This is a genomic window from Pseudomonas sp. B611 (assembly GCF_055407965.1).
Window position 1 is genome coordinate 1 of the sequence record NZ_JBUZST010000018.1, and the last position, 19,277, is coordinate 19,277.

General features: G+C 62.5%; 16 protein-coding genes. 4 read left to right on the forward strand and 12 right to left on the reverse strand.

Features of this window, described 5'->3' with window-relative positions; genetic code table 11:
• Nucleotides 1-102 precede the first annotated feature (102 nt).
• Complete coding sequence (locus ACZRMO_RS25165; protein ID WP_463974613.1) at nucleotides 103-387, reverse strand: DUF6124 family protein; 285 nt, start codon at nucleotides 385-387, stop codon at nucleotides 103-105.
• A gap of 504 nt (nucleotides 388-891) precedes the next feature.
• Nucleotides 892-2,307 (reverse strand): MFS transporter, encoded by a 1,416-nt coding sequence (locus ACZRMO_RS25170; RefSeq protein WP_463974614.1) that lies wholly within the window; start codon nucleotides 2,305-2,307, stop codon nucleotides 892-894.
• An 88-nt stretch (nucleotides 2,308-2,395) separates the two neighbouring features.
• On the opposite strand from ACZRMO_RS25170, the gene soxR reads away from it, so the two are divergent.
• Nucleotides 2,396-2,848, forward strand: a complete 453-nt coding sequence (gene soxR / locus ACZRMO_RS25175) for a redox-sensitive transcriptional activator SoxR (protein ID WP_463974615.1) — start codon at nucleotides 2,396-2,398, stop codon at nucleotides 2,846-2,848.
• A 5-nt stretch (nucleotides 2,849-2,853) separates the two neighbouring features.
• Here the strand turns inward: soxR and ACZRMO_RS25180 are convergent, their stop codons facing one another.
• The 4 genes from ACZRMO_RS25180 to xylA form a co-directional block, all read right to left on the reverse strand.
• On the reverse strand, nucleotides 2,854-3,990 hold the full coding sequence (locus ACZRMO_RS25180; RefSeq protein ID WP_463974616.1) for a sugar ABC transporter permease: 1,137 nt from the start codon (nucleotides 3,988-3,990) through the stop codon (nucleotides 2,854-2,856).
• Nucleotides 3,991-5,547 (reverse strand): D-xylose ABC transporter ATP-binding protein, encoded by a 1,557-nt coding sequence (gene xylG, locus ACZRMO_RS25185; protein WP_463974617.1) that lies wholly within the window; start codon nucleotides 5,545-5,547, stop codon nucleotides 3,991-3,993.
• Nucleotides 5,544-6,536, reverse strand: coding sequence for a D-xylose ABC transporter substrate-binding protein (xylF, locus tag ACZRMO_RS25190; RefSeq protein ID WP_017739483.1), 993 nt, complete (start codon nucleotides 6,534-6,536; stop codon nucleotides 5,544-5,546). The genes xylG and xylF overlap by 4 nt, the downstream gene beginning before the upstream one ends.
• A 164-nt stretch (nucleotides 6,537-6,700) precedes the next feature.
• On the reverse strand, nucleotides 6,701-8,017 hold the full coding sequence (gene xylA, locus ACZRMO_RS25195) for a xylose isomerase (RefSeq protein WP_463974618.1): 1,317 nt from the start codon (nucleotides 8,015-8,017) through the stop codon (nucleotides 6,701-6,703).
• 139 nt (nucleotides 8,018-8,156) lie between these two features.
• On the opposite strand from xylA, the gene ACZRMO_RS25200 reads away from it, so the two are divergent.
• Nucleotides 8,157-9,326 carry a XylR family transcriptional regulator gene (locus tag ACZRMO_RS25200; RefSeq protein WP_463974619.1) on the forward strand — a complete coding sequence of 390 codons (1,170 nt, stop codon included), beginning with the start codon at nucleotides 8,157-8,159 and terminating at the stop codon, nucleotides 9,324-9,326.
• Here ACZRMO_RS25200 and ACZRMO_RS25205 read toward each other — a convergent pair.
• Nucleotides 9,323-10,036 (reverse strand): autoinducer binding domain-containing protein, encoded by a 714-nt coding sequence (locus ACZRMO_RS25205; RefSeq protein ID WP_463974620.1) that lies wholly within the window; start codon nucleotides 10,034-10,036, stop codon nucleotides 9,323-9,325. The genes ACZRMO_RS25200 and ACZRMO_RS25205 overlap by 4 nt on opposite strands.
• Nucleotides 10,037-10,268: 232 nt before the next feature.
• Here ACZRMO_RS25205 and ACZRMO_RS25210 point away from each other — a divergent pair, with 232 nt between their 5' ends.
• Nucleotides 10,269-10,796, forward strand: a complete 528-nt coding sequence (locus ACZRMO_RS25210; RefSeq protein ID WP_463974621.1) for an acyl-homoserine-lactone synthase — start codon at nucleotides 10,269-10,271, stop codon at nucleotides 10,794-10,796.
• A 12-nt stretch (nucleotides 10,797-10,808) separates the two neighbouring features.
• Nucleotides 10,809-11,507: a lysophospholipid acyltransferase family protein gene (locus tag ACZRMO_RS25215; protein ID WP_463974622.1), complete on the forward strand. Its 699-nt coding sequence runs from the start codon at nucleotides 10,809-10,811 to the stop codon at nucleotides 11,505-11,507.
• Here the strand turns inward: ACZRMO_RS25215 and ACZRMO_RS25220 are convergent.
• The 5 genes from ACZRMO_RS25220 to ACZRMO_RS25240 form a co-directional block, all read right to left on the reverse strand.
• Complete coding sequence (locus tag ACZRMO_RS25220; RefSeq protein WP_463974623.1) at nucleotides 11,504-12,769, reverse strand: carbohydrate porin; 1,266 nt, start codon at nucleotides 12,767-12,769, stop codon at nucleotides 11,504-11,506. The genes ACZRMO_RS25215 and ACZRMO_RS25220 overlap by 4 nt on opposite strands.
• Nucleotides 12,770-12,825: 56 nt before the next feature.
• Nucleotides 12,826-15,234, reverse strand: coding sequence for a glucose/quinate/shikimate family membrane-bound PQQ-dependent dehydrogenase (locus ACZRMO_RS25225; RefSeq protein WP_463974624.1), 2,409 nt, complete (start codon nucleotides 15,232-15,234; stop codon nucleotides 12,826-12,828).
• Between the two features lie 180 nt (nucleotides 15,235-15,414).
• Nucleotides 15,415-16,143, reverse strand: a complete 729-nt coding sequence (locus tag ACZRMO_RS25230; protein ID WP_124528717.1) for an IclR family transcriptional regulator — start codon at nucleotides 16,141-16,143, stop codon at nucleotides 15,415-15,417.
• A 658-nt stretch (nucleotides 16,144-16,801) separates the two neighbouring features.
• A complete protein-coding gene (locus ACZRMO_RS25235) occupies nucleotides 16,802-18,139 on the reverse strand; it encodes an MFS transporter (protein WP_463974625.1) in 1,338 nt (445 codons plus the stop codon).
• Between the two features lie 65 nt (nucleotides 18,140-18,204).
• Nucleotides 18,205-19,173, reverse strand: coding sequence for a hydroxyacid dehydrogenase (locus ACZRMO_RS25240; RefSeq protein WP_124528713.1), 969 nt, complete (start codon nucleotides 19,171-19,173; stop codon nucleotides 18,205-18,207).
• Between the last annotated feature and the right edge of the window lie 104 nt (nucleotides 19,174-19,277).

Below are 19,277 nucleotides of genomic sequence, written 5' to 3' on the forward strand. Positions count from 1 at the left end.
TACAACGACTACCGGTCGCCGGTCGCGAAGGAAAGGTTGGCGGCATGAACCTTAATCGGTGTCCAAGATTACTTGACCAGTTCAAGCCCGCTCCCACATGTTTTAACCGAGTTTCAGGCAGTTGATGGAGCGGTCCACCGTGGTCCGGGCAATCTCCAGCAGGTGCCACACCGCCAGAATCTTCGCCCGTTCGGGGCTCTCCAGTTGTTCACCACAATCCAGCGCCGTCGCCGAAGCACTGTCCAGCAAACTGGCGGTGTAGAGCAGGGCGTCTTCGAAGCTCAGGTCTTCGTTGACCGAGTGGAAGCCTTGGGCTGGCAGGTAATGGTCGATGGCGCGGTTGAAGGCGGCGCGGTCTATGGGTGGGTCGGGTAGGGCTTTGTTCATGGTGTAACTCCTATTGGGCAAGGGAGCTACCGTCAACGCTGCTAAACGTGGGTGGTAGCTGTACGCGGGTTAGCAGACTGGTCAATAGGAAAACCAGCGCACCCGAAAGTGCCCCGCGCACAGCCACCATAAACGCAGATGTGGACCGTGTACCTATTGATATCAGGCTGCTAAACCCGATCACTGAATGAGCAGTGACGGACCGCAGACTAGCCACCGATTCCAGCAGGCACAAGGCGGCGGGGATTGTCTCGGAAACGTCCTGCAATTTAAAGCGACACGACTTGCTGGCCCTTTACAAACCATGACAAAACGCCAGTAACCCCACACATCCAACATTGGAATGCGCTCAAAAATGTGGGAGCGGGCTTGCTCGCGAATGCGGTCTGTCAGTCACCTCTATATCCACTGATACACCGCATTCGCGAGCAAGCCCGCTCCCACATTTTTTAACCGAGTTTCAGGCAGTGTCGAGCAGGGCGTCTTCGAAGCCCAGGTCAACCGCTAACCGATCAGTCTTACGACCCGCCTGGCAATCAGCACACCCACCAACGGCGCCAGCGCAAACACCCCAAACAACCACACCGCTGCGCTTGCCGTGCCTACGATTCCGCCGGGTTCAGTGAGGCCCGCGATGTTCGCGACCATGCCTGCCAGTGCCGCACCAAACGCGGTGGCGAACAGTTGCACGGTGGTAATGGACGCCGAGGCCAGGTCCTGTTCGCCGGCGGGTGCCACTTGGAACACCCGGGTCAACAAGTGCGGCCATGCCAGGCCCACCCCCAGGCCGATCAGGACAAGGGCCACGCAGATCGGCACAATCGTCTGCGCATCGCCAGGGCTTTCGCCAGGCATAAGCAGCGCCAGCGCCAGCATGCCCACCACACCCAGGGTCGGTCCGGCGAGGATCGCCCGGCGAACATTCGCGCCGGTGATGCTTGCACTGGCGATTGACCCCAGCGTCCAGCCGGCCGCCATCAGTGCGGCGAGATAGCCGGCTACCAGGGGCGACTGGTGGTGCAGGACTTGAAGGAACAGCGGTACAAAGATTTCGCCACTGGTGACCGCGACCGCCAACAACGCCATGGTGGCGTACAGCGCGCCAAGCGCAGTGGTCAGCCGAAAGGCGCCTGCGGGCAACAGTCGATGGCGGGCGCGGCTTTCCGTGATGATCAGCAGCCCAGTGAACAGGGCGGCCGCTGCAAGCCCCAGCAGGTTCAGGGGCAGGGTGGAGGAGACACTGCCGGCCGACACCGAAAGCACCGCCGCCGTCAGCAACCACAACTGCGTGATCGGCAACGGTGTGGGCTCAACGCGGTCTGTGCTGCGCCCAGGCAGTACTGCGGCGGCCAGCACCGCGAACAACCCGGCCACTGGGATCAAGGACCAGAACGCCGCCCGCCAGATGCCCAGTTCGGCAAACACGCCGCCCACCGCTGGCCCGACCAGCGTTGCGACACCCCACATCCCGGAGACCAGCGCCATTGCCCGTGGCCACAAGCGTTCATCGAATACCAGCCGAATCATCGCGTAGGACAGCGCGAACAAGAACCCGCCGCCCAGGCCCTGTACCAGCCGTCCGACCAGCATCACTGGCATGGACGGCGCAAATGCACAGGCCAATGCCCCGCCGGCGAACACCAGGCTGGCAACCAGGTAAGCCCCGCGCGGCCCCAGGCGGCCAAGCAAGCGCGCAGACAACGCCGAGCCGAGGATCGAGGCGGCGACAAACAGCGTGGTGTTCCAGGCGTAATAGTCGATGCCGCCGATGTCCTCGACCACTGACGGCAGAATCGTGGTGGCGATGTAGACGTTGATCGCATGCAGCACCACGCCGCCGGCCAGGGCCAGTGAGCGTACGCCGTTTGCACCGGACAGCAAGGCAGCCCAGTTGGAGGGAGAGGTTTGCGCTGTGTTCATGGAGACTCCATGTCAAAGGAATGAAGGCTTGCCAGGACAAGCCGACACTCTTTATAAGACCTCATGTATAGATGAGGTCAAGGCGCCGATGACAGCGAAAATCGATGTGCACATCCCCCTCGGGGTCGGTGAAGTGGCGCGGCGTAGCGGGGTGACCGTGGCCACGGTGCATTTCTACGAAGCCAAGGGTTTGATCCACGGCCAACGCAGCCCAGGCAATCAGCGGCGCTACCACCGTGACGTGCTGCGGCGCATTGCGGTGATCAAGGTGGCGCAGCGCGCGGGGATTCCATTGGCAACCATCAAGGCCGCACTGGAGGAACTGCCATCGGAGCGACCGCTGACGGCCAAGGACTGGACGCAGCTCTCCACGCGTTGGCGCGACATGTTGAATGAGCGAATCAACAGCCTCACGCAACTGCGCGACCAGCTCGATGGGTGCATCGGCTGCGGGTGCCTGTCCCTGGCTGACTGCCCGCTGCGCAATCCGGGGGATCGCTTGGGGCAGGAGGGCGACGGGGCGGTGTTATTGGGACAATAAAGCCCTCAGCGTCTGCCGGTGCGCGTACTCACATCCACCCACACCGCCAACACCAGAATGCTGCCCTTGACGATCATCTGCCAGTAGCTGTCCACATCCAGCATCGACATGCCGTTATCCAGGCTGGTAATCACCAACGCCCCGAGCAGCGCGCCATACACCGTGCCCGAGCCGCCGCGCATCGAGGTGCCGCCGATAAAACACGCGGCGATGGCATCCAGTTCGCCCATGCTCCCCGCAGACGGCGAACCCGCCGCCAGGCGCGCCGTGTTGACCAGGCCGGCCAGCGCGCACATCACCCCCATGATGCCGAAGATCCACAACTTCACCGCCTGCACATTGATGCCCGACAGCCGCGTGGCTTCCATATTGCTGCCCACCGCATACACGCGGCGGCCAAACACGGTCTGGCTGGTGACGTAGCTGAATACGCCGAGCAGCACCAGCAGCAACAGCACCGGTACGGGAATGCCGTCGTAACTGTTGAGGGTGGTGACGAACCCGGCGAGCACGGCGCCGATCACCGCCACGCGCAGTAGATCCCGCGCCAGCGAGTGTGCCGCCAAGCCATGCAGGGCGCGATTGCGCCGCTGTTTCCAGGTCAGGAACAACGTCAGCGCAAACAACAAGACGCCCAGCCCAATGCCCACCGAATGCGGCAAGTAACCCTGGCCCACATACACCAGCGACGGCGACACCGGCGCAATGGTCGTGCCCCCGGTGATCCCCAGCAGAATTCCGCGAAACGCCAGCATCCCGCCCAAACCGACGATAAACGACGGGATGCGCAGATAGGCCGTCATATACCCATTGGCCAAGCCGATCATCAGCCCGCACAACGCCACCAGGCTCAGGTTGGCCAACAGCGGCACGTGATACACCACATCCAGGATCGCCGCCAACCCGCCCAGCAACCCGAGCAATGAGCCCACCGACAAGTCGATCTCGCCGCTGATGATCACCAGCACCATGCCGCACGCCAGAATCCCGGTGATCGACATCTGCCGCAGCAGGTTGGACAGGTTGCGCGGCGTGAGGAACCCGCCCTCGGTCTGCCAGCTGAAAAACACCCAGATCACCGCCACGGCAATCACCAGGGCGAGCATTTTGTAGCGGCTGAACAGTTGTTTGACCTGATTCATCTACGCGGTCTTCCGATCATTATTATTGTTGTGGCTGAGCGCAGCGGCGAGCACCTGTTCCTGGGTGAGCCCGTCGTTGATGAAGTCGCCGCGCAACTGGCCCTCGCCGATCACCAGCACACGGTCAGACACCCCCAGCACCTCGGCCAGCTCCGACGAAACCATGATGATCGCCACCCCAGCAGCCGCCAGCGCGCCCATCAGTTTGTAGATCTCATACTTGGCGCCCACGTCCACGCCGCGCGTGGGTTCATCGAGGATCAGCACCCGCGGCTTGGCCATCAGCATTTTTGCCAGCACGGCCTTTTGCTGGTTGCCACCGGACAGGCTGGTGATCGGCAGGAACGGGCTGGAGGTCTTCAGGTGCATGCGCGCGATCTGCTGGTCGATGCTGCCCAGTTCGGCTTCGGCATCGATGCGCGTCAGGTGGGCGTAGGTGTCGAGCACCGCCAGGGTGATGTTCTGGCCCACGCCAAGGTCGGGGATGATGCCTTGGCGCTTGCGGTCTTCGGGCACCATGCACAGCCCGGCGCGGATCGCTTTGAGTGGCGTGCGCGTGTCGATCACCTGGCCGTCCAGCCACACCTCGCAGCTGTAGCGCCCGGGGTAGGCGCCGAACAACGCCGACACCAGTTCCGTGCGCCCGGCGCCCACCAGCCCGGCGATGCCGAGGATTTCCCCGCGCTTGAGCGCAAAGGAAATGTCGTCGACGCGCTTGCGCTTGGGGTTGTCCACGTCATAGCACGTGACGTTGCGCGCCTCGAAAATCACTTCGCCGATGGCGTGGGGTTCGGTGGGGTAGAGGTTGCTCATCTCGCGGCCGACCATCTGCGTGATGATCTGCGCGATGTCCATGTCGGCCATGGCCGTGGTCGCAATGTGCTTGCCATCGCGGATCACCGCGATGGTGTCGCACACCGCCGCCACTTCATCGAGCTTGTGGGAGATGTACACGCAAGCCACGCCCTTGGCCTTGAGGCTGCGGATGATGTCCAGCAGCACCTCGATTTCCGAGCGGGTCAGGGCCGAGGAGGGCTCGTCGAGGATCAGCAGGCGCGCCTGTTTGTTGAGGGCCTTGGCGATTTCCACCAATTGCTGGTAACCGCCACCGTACTGCGACACCGGCAGCGCCACGTTGATGTCCGGCACCTTGAGCTCACGCATCAAGGCTTCGGCGCGGTGGAACATCGCCGGGTAGTTCATGCGCCCACCCGGCAAGGTCAGCTCGTGGCCCATGAAGATGTTTTCGGCCACCGAGAGGTCGGGCACCAGGGTCAGTTCCTGGTGGATGATCACGATGCCCGCTGCCTCGGTGTCGCTGATGGATTGGGCTCTGAGCGGTTGCCCGTCCCAGAGGATTTCACCGTCCCAGGTGCCGTGGGGATAGACCGCCGACAGCACCTTCATCAAGGTGGATTTGCCGGCGCCGTTCTCGCCGCACAGGCCGATGCATTCCCCCGGCCGCACCTTGAGGTCGATGCCGTTGAGGGCGTTGACACCGCCAAAGGTTTTGACGATGCCGTTCATTTGCAGCAGGTAGTCGGCCATGGCGCTCATTGCCCGGCGATCTGCTCTTTGGTGTAGAAGCCGTCCTTTTCCAGCAGGTCGATATTGGCCTTGGTCAGTGGGGTGGGGGTGAGCAGGATGGTGTCGACTTTCTTGCTGCCGTTGTCGTATTGCGAGCTGTAGGCCGGTTTCTCACTGCGCGCCAGCTGCACCGAGAGCTTGGCGGCTTCGGTGGCGATCAGCTTGAGCGGCTTGTAGACGGTCATGGTCTGGGTGCCGTCGATCACGCGCTTGATTGCGGCGAGGTCGGCGTCCTGGCCTGAGATCGGCACCTTGCCCGCCAGTTTCTGCGCGGCCAGGGCCTGGATCGCGCCGCCGGCGGTGGCGTCGTTGGAGGCGACGATGGCGTCGATCTTGTTGTCGTTTCGAGTGAGCGCGTTCTCCACGATGCTCAAGGCTTCGGTGGGGTTCCATTCCTTGACCCATTGCTGGCCCACCACCTTGATGTCGCCCTTGTCGATGGCCGGTTGCAGCACTTTCATCTGGCCTTCGCGCAGCACCTTGGCGTTGTTGTCGGTGGGCGCGCCGCCGAGCAGGAAGTAGTTGCCCTTGGGCGCCGCTTGCAGCACGCCGCTGGCCTGCATCTCGCCGACTTTTTCGTTATCGAAGGAGATATAGGCGTCGATGTCGGCGTTGAGGATCAGGCGGTCATAGGACACCACCTTGATCCCGGCCTTCTTCGCTTCGGCCACCGCGTTGGTCAGTACGGTGGCGTTGAACGGCACGATGACGATCACATCGACGCCACGGGAGATGAGGTTTTCGATCTGCGAGATCTGTTTTTGCTCGTTGGCATCGGCCGATTGCACGAAGACCTTGGCGTCGAGTTTTTCGGCGGCGGCGACGAAGTAATCGCGGTCACGGGACCAGCGTTCCAGGCGCAGGTCATCGATGGAGAAGCCGATCTTCGGGTGCGCCGGGTCAGCCATCACCGGCAGGGCGAGCAGGGCCAGGGCAGTGGCGATCAGTGTGCGTTTCATGGTTTGTGCGTCCTTTTATTGTTGTTGGAAGTTGGAAGACTCAAAACAAACACGGTACCTGTGGCGAGGGAGCTTGCTCCCGCTGGGCTGCGAAGCGGCCCCAAAAGCCTGGGAGCGCTGCGCACTCCAGCGGGAGCAAGCTCCCTCGCCACAGTCAGCGGCCTCTACCGGTAGATAAACCGGTTCACTATCCCTTCGAGCATCTCCTGCCTGCCGCTTACGGCTTGGGGATTCAGCTCATGGGCAAACGCATGCAGGGCCAGCGACTCCAGGCTGAACTCTCCGGCCAGCACGCCCTTGCCCAACGGCTGCTGCCAACCGGCATACCGCTGGTCCTTGAACTGCTGCAAACGATCGTTCTGCACCATCGCCGCCGCGCGTTCCAGGGCCAGCGCCAGTACATCCATGGCCGCCACATGCCCGTGGAACAGGTCCACTTCATCCAGGCTCTGGCGGCGCACCTTGGAGTCAAAGTTATAGCCGCCATTCTTGAACCCGCCAGCCTTGAGGATTTCATAGGTGGCCAGGGTCATCTCTTCGACGCTGTTGGGGAACTGGTCGGTGTCCCAGCCGTTCTGCGGGTCGCCACGGTTGGCGTCGATACTGCCGAAGATCCCCAGGGACACCGCCGTGGCGATCTCGTGGTGAAAACTATGCCCGGCCAACGTCGCATGGTTGGCCTCGATATTCACCTTGATCTCCTGCTCCAGCCCGTACTCATGCAGGAAGCCGAACACCGTGGCGCTGTCGTAATCGTATTGGTGCTTGGTCGGCTCCTGGGGCTTGGGCTCGATCAGCAGGTCACCCTTGAAGCCGATCTTGTGCTTGTGCTCCACCACCATGCGCATAAAGCGCCCGAGCTGTTCGCGTTCACGCTTGAGGTCGGTGTTGAGCAGGGTTTCGTAGCCTTCGCGACCGCCCCACAGCACATAGTTGGCGCCCTTGAGGCGCAGCGTCGCATTCATCGCGCTGTACACCTGGGCGGCGGCCACGGCGAACACTTCCGGGTCTGGGTTGCTGGCGGCGCCGGCGGCAAAGCGCGGGTTGCTGAAGCAGTTGGCGGTGCCCCACAGCAGCTGGATGCCGGTCTGTTCCTGATGGCGCTCCAGGTGGTCGACCATCTGCGCGAAGTGGTTGCGGTACTCCTTCAGCGAGCTGCCTTCGGGGGCCACATCGGTATCGTGAAAGCTGTAGTAGTCGATGCCCAGTTTGGAGAAGAACTCAAACGCCGCCTCGGCCTTGCCGATGGCCACTTCCATTGGGTCGCCGCTGCGCTGCCATGGGCGCTTGAAGGTGCCGACACCAAACATATCCGCCCCCGGCCAGACAAACGTGTGCCAATAACAGGCCGCCATGCGCAGGTGTTCGCGCATGGGTTTGCCGAGGATCAGTTTGTTCGCGTCGTAGTGGCGAAAGGCGAGGGGAGCGTCGCTGTTGGGGCCTTCGAAGCGGACCTTCTCGACACCGGGGAAGTACGGCATGGCGTTTTCCTTATTGTTCTTGGCGGTGTCTCGATACTAGCAACGGCGTCGGGCCTGGCGATTATGAAAATCACCAACGGGTGGTGCGATTTTGCGTGGCGAGGGCTAGTCTGTGGCGACCGGCCCCAGGATAAAAACAATGAAAACCCTACCGCCCGTACACCGCATTGCCTTGTTGTTCAACGGCAGCAAGATCTACGACCGCGGCATCATCGCCGGCATCGGCAATTACCTGAGCAGTACCCGCGCGTCCTGGGACTTGTTCCTCGAAGAAGACTTCCTGTGCCGCCTCAAAGGCATCGAGCGCTGGCAGGGCGACGGCATCATTGCCGACTTCGATGACCCGCTGATCGGCGAAGCGTTGGCCGGGATCAAGGTGCCGGTGGTGGCGGTGGGCGGTTCCTACGCGGATGCGCGGGCCTATCCGCAGGGCATTCCCTATGTGGCCACCGATAACCATGCCTTGATGAAGCTGGCCTACGAGCACTTGATCGAAGCGGGGCTTACGCGTTTTGCCTGTTTCAGCTTGCCCGAGGCCCAAGCCAACCGCTGGGCCCAGGAGCGCGAGAAAGCCTTTCGCCGCCTGCTGCAACGCGATGGCTTGCACGTCGAGGTCTATCGCGGCCTGGGCACCAGCGCGCCACTGTGGGACAGCGCCGTCGAGCAACAGATCGCCTGGCTGCAAAGCCTGCCCAAACCCATCGGCATCATCGCCGTCACCGACGCCCGCGCCCGGCAGCTGCTGCAAGCCTGCCTCACCGCCGGCATTGCGGTGCCGGAAGAGGTGGCGTTGATCGGCATCGACAACGACCCGCTGACCCGTACCCTCACACGGGTGCCGCTGAGTTCGGTAATCCAGGGCACCGAGACCATGGGCCGTACCGCCGCCGCGCTGCTGCACCAGATGCTGCACGGCAAGCCGTGCGCGGGGGAGCAGATCCTGGTGCCGCCGGACGCGATCAACGTGCAAGCCTCCAGCCTGCATCAACCCTTGGGCAATCCGTATGTGATGCAGGCGTTGTTGTTTATCCGTCAGTACGCCTGTCAGGGGATCAAGACCGCCCAGGTGGCGGGTTATGTGGGCGTGTCGCGTTCATCGCTGGAAGCGCACTTTCGCCGGGAGCGTGGTTGCAGCGTGCATGACGAGATCCTGCGCTTCAAACTGGCCGCCGCCGCCAAAGGCCTGGAGAACCGTGCACTGGCGATTGCCGACATCGCGGCGGACTGCGGCTTCAAGTCGGCGCAATACCTGCACACGGTGTTTCGGCGCGAGTTTGGGTGTACGCCACGGGAGTATCGCCAGGGTTAAAAAAGCAGCCCCAGCAGGGCCGCTTTGACGGCTGCTTCGGCCTTGTTGCTGGCCTGCAGTTTGCGCATGGCGTTGACCAGATGAAACTTCACCGTACGGATGTCGATGGTCAGGATCATGCCGATCTCGAAGTAGGTCTTGCCCAGTGCGGTCCAGCGCAAGGTTTCTTTCTCGCGAACGGTCAGGGGCTGGTCGATTTCAGGCAGGTACTTGTCAGAGAAAAAGCCGGTCATGGATTCGTGCGCCAACTGCGTGAGCCAGATCAGCTTGTTTTCGACGCTTTCCAGCTCCAGTGCAGAAATATATTCATTGGAGCGGGACACCGAGAGCAGGCCAATCGCGTTAGGCCCCCGTTGTGAAGACAGGCACCAGCCATGGTTCAGTTGGTAGTGCCGGGCTTCCTCCCAGAAGGCCAGTTGTTTGTGCTGTTGCGCGGCGGACCAATGCAGGGGGATGGAGCGTGTCAGGCCATGCTCGACGGTAGGGTCTTGGGAAAAATAGTTCTCGCTGACGTATTTGTTTTCCCAGGAGGTCGGATAGTTCGACAGCAACACAAAGTGGGGTGCACTTAACGGCAACGGAATTCTTAATCCGTAAGAGCAGAATTCGAAGCCCAAGTGGGACGTTATTGTATTAATTTTATTGAACAGTTCATGTTCGGTCGTGCAGCCCGAAACTGCCTCGACTAACGTTTCGCGCCAGTCATTCACCAGGAATACCTTCCGTGCTCAACGCCCGTGATTGCAGGGCGGAGCCGAATTATACAGGCTGTTCCGGGCGGCGGACGCATAGCTTCTGGATTTAGTCCACCTGCCCATTCGGGCAGCTACTCACACAATCATCGGTTTGCTGTACTCGGCTGATTATATTGGCTGGGTGGTTGGCATGCTTACGGCAGTAACGGGGACAGGCGGTGAACTATTGCCAGGCATGGCAAGTGCCTTGGCAAAGTATCGGTATGAGGTCTTTGTCAAAACCCTGGGCTGGCCTTTGCCGTGCGAAGAGGGGCTTGAGCTGGATGCGTTTGATCGCCCGGATACCGTCTATGTACTGGCCTGCGACCGTGATCGCGAGATCTTCGGCTGCGCCCGGTTGCTGCCCACCAATGGCCCGTACCTGCTGGGCGAAGTGTTTCCGCATCTGATGGGGGAAAGCCCGCCGCCGTTCTCTGCGGATATTTGGGAGTTGTCACGGTTCGCCATCAGCCAGCCCAAGGGGCAGGTGTTGAGCGCCGAGCAATCATGGCAGAACACGGTGAAGCTGGTTCGCGAAGTGATTGATGTGGCGCGCTCCAAGGGTGCCTTTCGCCTGATTGCGTTCAGCGCGGTGGGCAACGAGCGGCTGCTCAAGCGGATGGGCGTCACCACGCGCCGTATCTCGGCGCCGCACCTCATCGACAACCAACGCATCGTGCCCTTCTGGATCGACATCGACGACACCACCACCCGCGCCTTGTGCCTGGCGGCCTGAAGCGGGTTATTTATGATTGCGTTGGCCAGAGGCTTGTTGGTACTGCTGTTGATCGTGTCGAGCTTTCCGTTTTTATGCCTCTACATGTTGATCAACCCCTCGAAGAACCGAAACCTGTACGTGGCCTGTCGAGTCTACGCGCTGATCAATCGCATCTGCGCGGTGCGTGTCGATGTGCACGGCTTTGACCGAGTGCCCACGACCCAGCCCTATATTTATGTGGCCAACCACCAATGCAACCATGACGTGCTGATCGTGGCGCAAGCGCTCAACCCCGGCACGGTGATTGTCGCCAAACACTCACTCAAATGGTTGCCGCTGGTAGGGCAGTTGTACTGGTTGACCGGCAGCCTGTTCATCGATCGCAGCAGCCCAAGGGCGTCTATCAAGGGTTTGCGCAAGCTCGCCAGGCGGGTGGTGGCCGACAACACATCGTTGTGGATCTTCCCGGAAGGCACGCGCACCCATGGCGAAAAGATGCTCGCGTTCAAGAGCGGCGCCTTTCGGCTGGCCAAGGAGATGGGGGTGGGGATCGTCCCGGTGACGATCAGCCCAGCGGTCAACCATATCGCTTACAACGCATGGCGCAGGACTGATGTCAGCATCATCGCCCATCCGCCCATCGAGGCGGATGAGGTCGCGGCGATGAACGCCAAGCAACTGGCGAACTACGCACGCGAGATTATCAACAACGCGCTGCCGGTGGTCTAGAACGTCGCCTTGACCTGCAAGCCCAGGACCAGCGCGTTGTCGATATTGTCACCGGAAAACGCCCCCGGCTCGATGATGTATTGCACATCCGGGCGCAAGGTCAGCCAGGGCGTGGCCTGGTAGCCGTAGCTCAGTTCGATCAACTGCTCGGCGTTGTTCAGGTTGGGGTAGTCGTTGCCGGCATTGAACGCCGCCAATTCCTGCACATCGCGGCTGCGCGGGTTCGGCACCGCACGGCCGTAACCGAGGGCGACGGTGTCACGCGGGCGGCCTTCGAACGGTTTGTACAGCACCACGCCCGCGCCGTACCACTTGGTGAACGGCGCGGCGGCGGTGCTGGCCGCCGAGTATTGGCCGAAGGCGTGCAGCACGCGGCCCGCGGATGAATCCGACGCCCACACGGCTTGGTCGATCAGCAGGTAATGCCCGCTGCGCCCGCTGACGTCCTTGTTGCTGCCGATGCGTTTCACATCGGAGCTGTCGTAGTAATAGCCCAGCTTGTATTCACCCGGCAGGCGGCCCGCCTGTTTGTACACCAACTCGATGGGCACCACGGTGCCGGTGGTGTGCTTGGGGGTCAAATGCCAGGCACGGCTGGAATTGCCGTTGCTTTCCGGGTCGACGTTGAAGGCCGCCACCCGCAACTGCCAGCTCGGCGAGAAGTCGTATTTAACCCGCGCACCGAGGCGCGCATTCGGGTAGTTGGTCCAGCCGCTGCCACCGGACATGTTCAACGGGTGGCCGCAGAAACCGGCGTTCATGAAGTTGCACAGGATGCCGCTGTCGAGGCCGCCGAGGTCGTTGCCCATGGCCATGTAACCCAACTTGACGTTCAGCGCCGGGGTGAACAGGGTGCGCTCGTAGCTCAGCTCGGTGAGACGGGTGTACAGGCCGCCGTAGTTTTCCTGGATCGGCAGGCGGTTGCCCACCAGGTCTTCGGAAGCGCTGTTGCCGCGACGGTCGTTGATGGTGAGCTGGATGCGGTCGCCATTGTTGAAGCCATACAACTTGCCCAGGTCGAACTGCACGCCAAGCTTGAGGTTCTGCGAGTAGCGCGCCGAGCGGTGCTGGCCGCCGTGGGCGTTGTAGGCGGTCTCGCCGCTGTAATCGCCGGTGAAGCGGATACCGGTGTCTGCCAGTTCGCGGCGCAGGCCGCCCCAGTCGCCGGTCAGGGTGCTGTCATCGGCTTGCACGGGCAGGGCGGCGCTCAGGGCAACGCCCAGCAACAGGCGCCCGAAGGGGATGTGAGAAGTGGGGGTCATGCGGGTTCTTCCAGACAGAAAGCGCGGTGCGGGGGGCACCGCGCTTGATCGAGGGGTTATGGCAGGGCGTAGGCGATCACGTAGTCGCCACGGTCAGTGGACTGGCGTGCGCCGCCGGCGGTGATGACCACGTACTGCTTGCCGGTTTTCGGCGACACATAGGTCATCGGGCCACCCTGGCTGCCCACGGGCAGGCGGGCTTTCCAGATTTCATCGCCATTGGCGCTGTTGAAGGCGCGCAGGTAGAAGTCCTGGGTACCGGCGATAAAGATCAGGCCGCCCTGGGTGGACAGGGTGCCGCCGAGGGTCGGCAGACCGATCTTGATCGGCAGGTGCATGCGGATCCCCAGTGGGCCGGTGTCTTCAACGGTGCCCACCGGCACTTGCCAGGCGACTTTCTGCGTCTTCATGTCGATGGCGGTCAGGGTGCCGAACGGCGGCGCCTGGCACGGAATGCCGGCCACCGAGAGGAAGCGGTTTTTGTTCACCGCATACGGCGTGCCCTTGAGCGGTACGGCGCCCATGCCGGTGTTCAGCGCTTCGCCACCGGACGAGGACTGCGCCTTGTTCTGCGACGGCACCATCTGGATCCACAGGCCCAGGCGCATGTCGTTGACGAAGATAAAACCATGCACCGGGTCGGTGGAAATGCTGCCCCAGTTCATGCCGCCCAGGGAGCCCGGGAAGCTCAGGGATTTATCGGTGCCCGGCGCGGTGTACAGGCCGTCGTAGCGCATGCCCTTGAAGTCGATGCGGCACAGCAACTGGTCGTACGGCGTGGCGCCCCACATGTCCGCTTCGGTCAGGGTTTGCGCACCGATCTGCGGCATGCCGAGGGATTTCGGCTGGGTCGGCGAGTACGGTTCGTTGGGGATGTTGGCGGCCTTGACCGGTACTTCCTGCACGTCGGTCAGCGGTTTGCCGGTGGCGCGGTCGAGCACGTAGATCTGCCCGGCCTTGGTGCCGATCACCACCGCAGGCACGGCTTTGTCGGTGCCCGGCGCGGTGAAGTCGATCAGGCTTGGCTGCATCGGCAGGTCGAAGTCCCAGAGGTCATTGTGGACGGTCTGGTACACCCATTTTTCTGCGCCGGTGGAGGCGTCCAGCGCCAGTACCGAGGCGCCGTACTTGTGGTTCAACTGCGTGCGCTCAACCCCGTAGATGTCGGTGGACGAGCTGCCCATCGGCAGGAACAGGGTGTTCATCAGCGGGTCGTAGGACATCGGCGCCCAGCTGTTCGGCGTGCTGCGCACATAGGTGCTGCCGTCGGCCGGGGCGTTTTTGTCTTCCGGGTTGCCCGGGTCGAACGCCCAGCGCATGTGCCCGGTGATGACGTCGAAGCCACGGATCACGCCGCCGGGCATGTCGGTCTGCACGTTGTCGGCAACACGCCCGCCAACGACAACGGTGGTGCCGGCGATCAGCGGGGCGGAGGACAGCTGGTAGTAGCTGTCCGGGACGTTACCCAGGCCAGCTTTCAAGTCCACCTGACCGTGGCTGCCGAAGTCTTCGCAGAACTTGCCGGTGTCGGCGTCTACGGCGATCAGGCGCGCATCGATGGTGTTGGTCAGCAAACGACGCTGGCATTGCGCACCGGCAGGGACGCTGGCGGCAATGATCGGCGAGCTGTTTGGCTGGGTCGGCTGGGCAATCGGCGCGGTGGCGTCGAAGTAGGCCATGCCCCGGCAACGTTGCCACACTGCCGACTTGGCGTTGACTTCGTTCTTCCACAGCTCTTTGCCGGTGTCGGCGTCGAGGGCGATCAGGTTGTTGTGCGGGGTGCAGATGAACACCTTGTTGCCGATCTGCAGGGGCGTCAGTTGGTCTTCGGCGCCGTTGCCGTCGCTGATGGCGACGTCACCGGTGTGGTAGGTCCACGCCACTTTCAGCTTGTTGACGGTGTCGCGGTTGATCTGGTCCAGCGCGGCGAAGCGGCTGCCACCTTCGGTGTTGCCGTAGTGCGCCCAGTCTTTCTGCGCATCGGCCGGGGTCACCGGGGTGATGCCAGGGCCGGCACCGGTGGGCGCCACGCTTGGGTGGGCGACAAACATATTGCCCGCCGCGACCACCACACCGACGGCCAGCACGCCGGCCACGCCATAGGCTGCGCGTGCCGGGCGGCCGACCAGCCAAGGGTAGACCAGTGCCACCACCATGCCGATCGCCGCGAACATGAACACCCGCGAGAACAGCGGCCAGAACACCAGGCCGACATCCGCCACCGCCCAGATGGCCGTGCCGACCAGGAAGGCGGCGAACAACCACGCACCGGCCGGCTTGCGGCAGGCGATCAACAGGCCGGAAAGGGCCATGGCCAGGCCGCCGATCAGGAAGTACAGCGAGCCACCGAGGCTGGCCAGTTTGACGCCGCCAACGGCCAGCGCCACGCCGAGCAGGGCGATGATCACGCCCAGGCCCAGCAGGATAAATCTAGGGACGCCAGCGGCGCGCGATGCTCGTTTCATATCGATAAATGCTCGAAGGTGAGAGGGCAAAGACGCGATTTTAGCAAGATAAGTAACTAGTTAGTACATTAGAGTCCTGCAATAGACTATTACAGTTGCTGCGATGATGCGGTGTGGCCAAATGTCGCCCAGGGTGCGATGTGCATCGCACCCTGCTGCTGCACGCGTCTGCTAAAGACTCTAGACGGATTTTTTGCCGTGTGGGGCGGCGTCATCGGCGAGGGCATCGCCACCCAGGCTGCGGGTCAGCTCGACGGCGGCTTGCTGGAACAGCGGGTGCAGGGTCTGCGCTTGCTCGGCGGTCAGGCGGCTGGCGGGGCCGGACAACACCAGGGCGCCGATCAGGTTTTCGCCGGGGCCGAAGATCGGCAGGGCCATGGACGCGGCGTGGGGGTCGGTGGCGCCGTGGGAGAAGATCGGCTTGATCATCTTCGCGGCCAGCGAATACGGCGTGCGCAACGCTTCGGCCCCGGCGGCGCCGTCCATGGGGCGGGTGTCGCCCGGTTGCAGGTGCAGGCGCAGGTGGTGGGGCGAGTTTACGCGGTACAGGCACATGCGATAGGCGCCGTGGCGTACGTAGAAGGAGGCGGTTTCGCCGGTTTCCTGGGTCAGGCGGTGCAGCAGCGGGGTGATGTGGCGTTCAAGGTCGAGGCCGTCCTGGTAGACGGTGTTCAGGCGCATGATTTCGGTGGCCAGTTGATAGCGGCCGTCCGCCAGGCGGGTGATCAGGCCGTGGTCTTCCAGGGATACCATCAGGCGCATGATGGTGCTTTTGACCAGCCCGGTGCGTGCGGCCAGTTCGGCCAGTTCCAGGGCGGTGTCGCCCATCTTGAAGGCGGTGAGCACGGTGAGCACCCGATCGGCCGAAGCCACCCCGGTGACTGCGGGGCGTGGGCGGGTTTTTACCATGGGGTGCTCCTTGTTGGGGGTAGGCTGCAAAATACTGGTATTGGCGGGTGGGGGCAATCTTGGGAGTTCTCGGTTATTGCGCGATCCCATTGTGGGAGCGGGCTTGCTCGCGAAGGCGGCCTGTCAGGCGATTGAGTTTTTTGTTGGCTGCACACCGCTCCAGGATGGGAGCTGGCTTGCCTGCGATGGCGGCTTGTCGGTGTACATATCCGTTATTTGGGTAACGGCGACTATTGGTTCCGCCCTTACGGCGGCTCACTTTTGAAGAGCGCAAAAGTAAGCAAAACGCTCTTGCCCCAACACTCGGCACCTCGCCTAGGCTCGGTGTGCCCGTAATCCGACATGGATTTGGGGGGCCGCCGCCACGCGCCATCCATGGCGCGGGGCGGCTAAACCGGTATCCCTGCCGGTTTACCCCCCAAATCCATGCCGAATTCCGGCCAGCGTGTTTAACGGGGCGCCCAAGATCAAGATCAAGATCAAGATCAAGATCAAGATCAAGATCAAAAGCAAGAGCACGGCGGCCTGACAGCCGACCTGAGTGGTGTAGATCAAGAGCGAACTCCTGTGGGAGCTGGCTTGCCTGCGATGACTATGTGTCTGGCGTTGGAGCTTTCAGGTCGGAGTACATATCCATTGCTGCTGCTCCATGCTGTGGTCAGCTTGCGCTCACAGGCTTGCTGAGCTCCACCGCCTCACCCGCTTCCTTCATCTGCTTGCGCCCCATCAACAACACCATCACCGCCCCCGCCGCACACAGCGCCGCCAGTGGCAGCAATGCCAGCGCATAACTGCCGGTGGCGTGATGAATGGTGCCGTACACATTGACCATGATCCCGCCACCAATCAGGTTGGCCATCGCGCCCACGGCGGCCAAGCCAGCGGCAGCGGTGGAGGAGGAGAGCCAGGTCGACACCAGCGCCCAGAACGGCCCTTTCATGGAGTACGCACCGATCAGCACCATCGACAACATGAACACCGTCGCTACCAGCGAAGATGTCACCAGCGCCAGTAACAAGCCTGCGGTGATCAGCAGCAAGGTGGTCGCGGTGTGCCAGCGGCGTTCGCCGGTCTTGTCGGAGCTGCGGCCCCACAGGATCATCAGGATTGACGCAAGCCCGTAGGGGATGGCGTTGACCATGCCGATCTCCAGGTTGCTCAGGCCAAACGTCTTGAGCAATTGCGGTGCCCACACGCTCATGGTGCTGCCCGCCGCCGAGGCGCCGGAGTAGATCAGTGCCAACACCCAGATGTGTTTGTGGCGCAGCAGTTTCCACAGCGAGATATGCCCGATGGCTGTCTTGCGGCTGCGCTCTTCGTCGAGGCGGCTGGTGAGCCAGTGGCGTTGCTCGTGGCTCAGCCATTTGGCTTGCTCCGGGCGGTCAGTCAGCACGAACAGGCAGGCGATGCCCAGCAGTACGGCGGGAATCCCTTCGATGATGAACAGCCAATGCCAGCCGCGCATGCCGAACCAGCCGTCCATGCTCAACAGCAGGCCGGACAGCGGTGAGCCGATGAAGTTGGCGCCGGGAATCGCCACCATGAAGATCGCAACCATGCGCCCACGGTAGGCCGCTGGCAGCCAGTAAGTGAGGTAAAGCAGCACGCCGGGGAAGAAGCCGGCCTCGGCCGCGCCCAGCAAAAAGCGCATCACGTACAGCGAGTTGGCGCCGGTGACAAACGCGGTGCCGGCGGAGATCAGGCCCCAGGTGATCATGATCCGGGCAATCCACACCCGCGCGCCGAAGCGTTGCAGGGCCAGGTTGCTCGGCACTTCCACGAGGAAGTAGGAGACAAAAAACAGGCTGCTGGCAAAGCCGAAGATCGCCGGAGTCAGGCCCAGGTCCTGGTTCATCTGCAAGGAGGCCATGCCGATATTGCCGCGATCGATGATCGCCAGCAGGTAGCACAGGATCAGGAACGGCAATAGCCGCCACGCCACCTTGCGCATGGTTGAGCGCTCGATGGCGCTGATGTCGGTAGAACTGATGGACATGACTCTCTCCCATTTTGTTTTTTTTGGAGAAGCGTTATGGGCCCGCGATTACAACGCGGGCGATGTCAGTGTGCGTAGAGATGGCGGTTGACCACCGCACGCGGCGGCGGCGCGGTGCCGTCCCAGAAATCGATGATCTGTTGCAGCGCCAGCAGGCCCACGCGGTCTCGGGCTTCAGCGGTGTTGGCGCCGACGTGGGGCGTCGCCACCAGTGTCGGCAAACCCCACAGCGCCGAGTCCGCCGGCGGTGGTTCGGGGTTGAAAGTGTCGAGGCCGGCGCCGGCGATTTGCCCGGTGCTCAGGGCGTGGACCAGCGCTTCGGTGTCGATCAGTTCACCGCGCGCGGTGTTGATCAAAATTGCGCCCGGGCGCATGCGCTTGAATTGCGCCGCGCCAAACAGGTTGCGGTTCTGCTCGGTCAGCGGGCAATGCAGGCTGATGATATCGCAGCTGGCCAGCAGCTCATCCACGCTATTGACGCGCTCTACATTCGGCAACTCCGCCAGGTACGGGTCAAACACCTTGATGGTCATGCGCAGCGGGGCCACCAGGTCCATCAGGATCTGGCCGATAGCGCCCAGGCCGACCAGGCCGAGGGTCTTGCCGGACAGTTCGATGCCCACCGAGGTGGCTTTGTCCCAATGCCCGTCACGCATGCGCGCATCGAGCAGGGCGGTCTGGCGCGCCACGCTGAACATCAGGGCCAGGGCGTGCTCGGCCACCGATTGTGCGTTGGCGCCCAAGGCGATGGTCACCGGGATCTGGCGCTCGGCGGCGGCGGCGATGTCGATGGTGTCGTAGCCCACGCCGTGCTTGGCGATGATTTTCAGCGCGGCCGAGGCGTTGATCATCTCCCGGGTCAGCTTGCCCTGGCGCACGATGATTGCGTCCGGTTGTTCGCGAGCAATGATTGCAGTGAGTTCATCGGCGGGTGCGTAGGGCGTGGTGGGGATTACGCGTACGCCGTGGGAGGCGGCGTGGGCCATGGCGTCGGCGGTCAGTTCCGGGCCGGTCAGCAGGAGGGTTCGGGTCATTGTGCGCACCTTGGTTTTCTTGTCTGTGTGCAGTTGGCGGCGCGTTGCGGCGCTCAACAGTGGTTGAAAACTAGCATAATGAAACGGCGTTGCAATAAATAAAT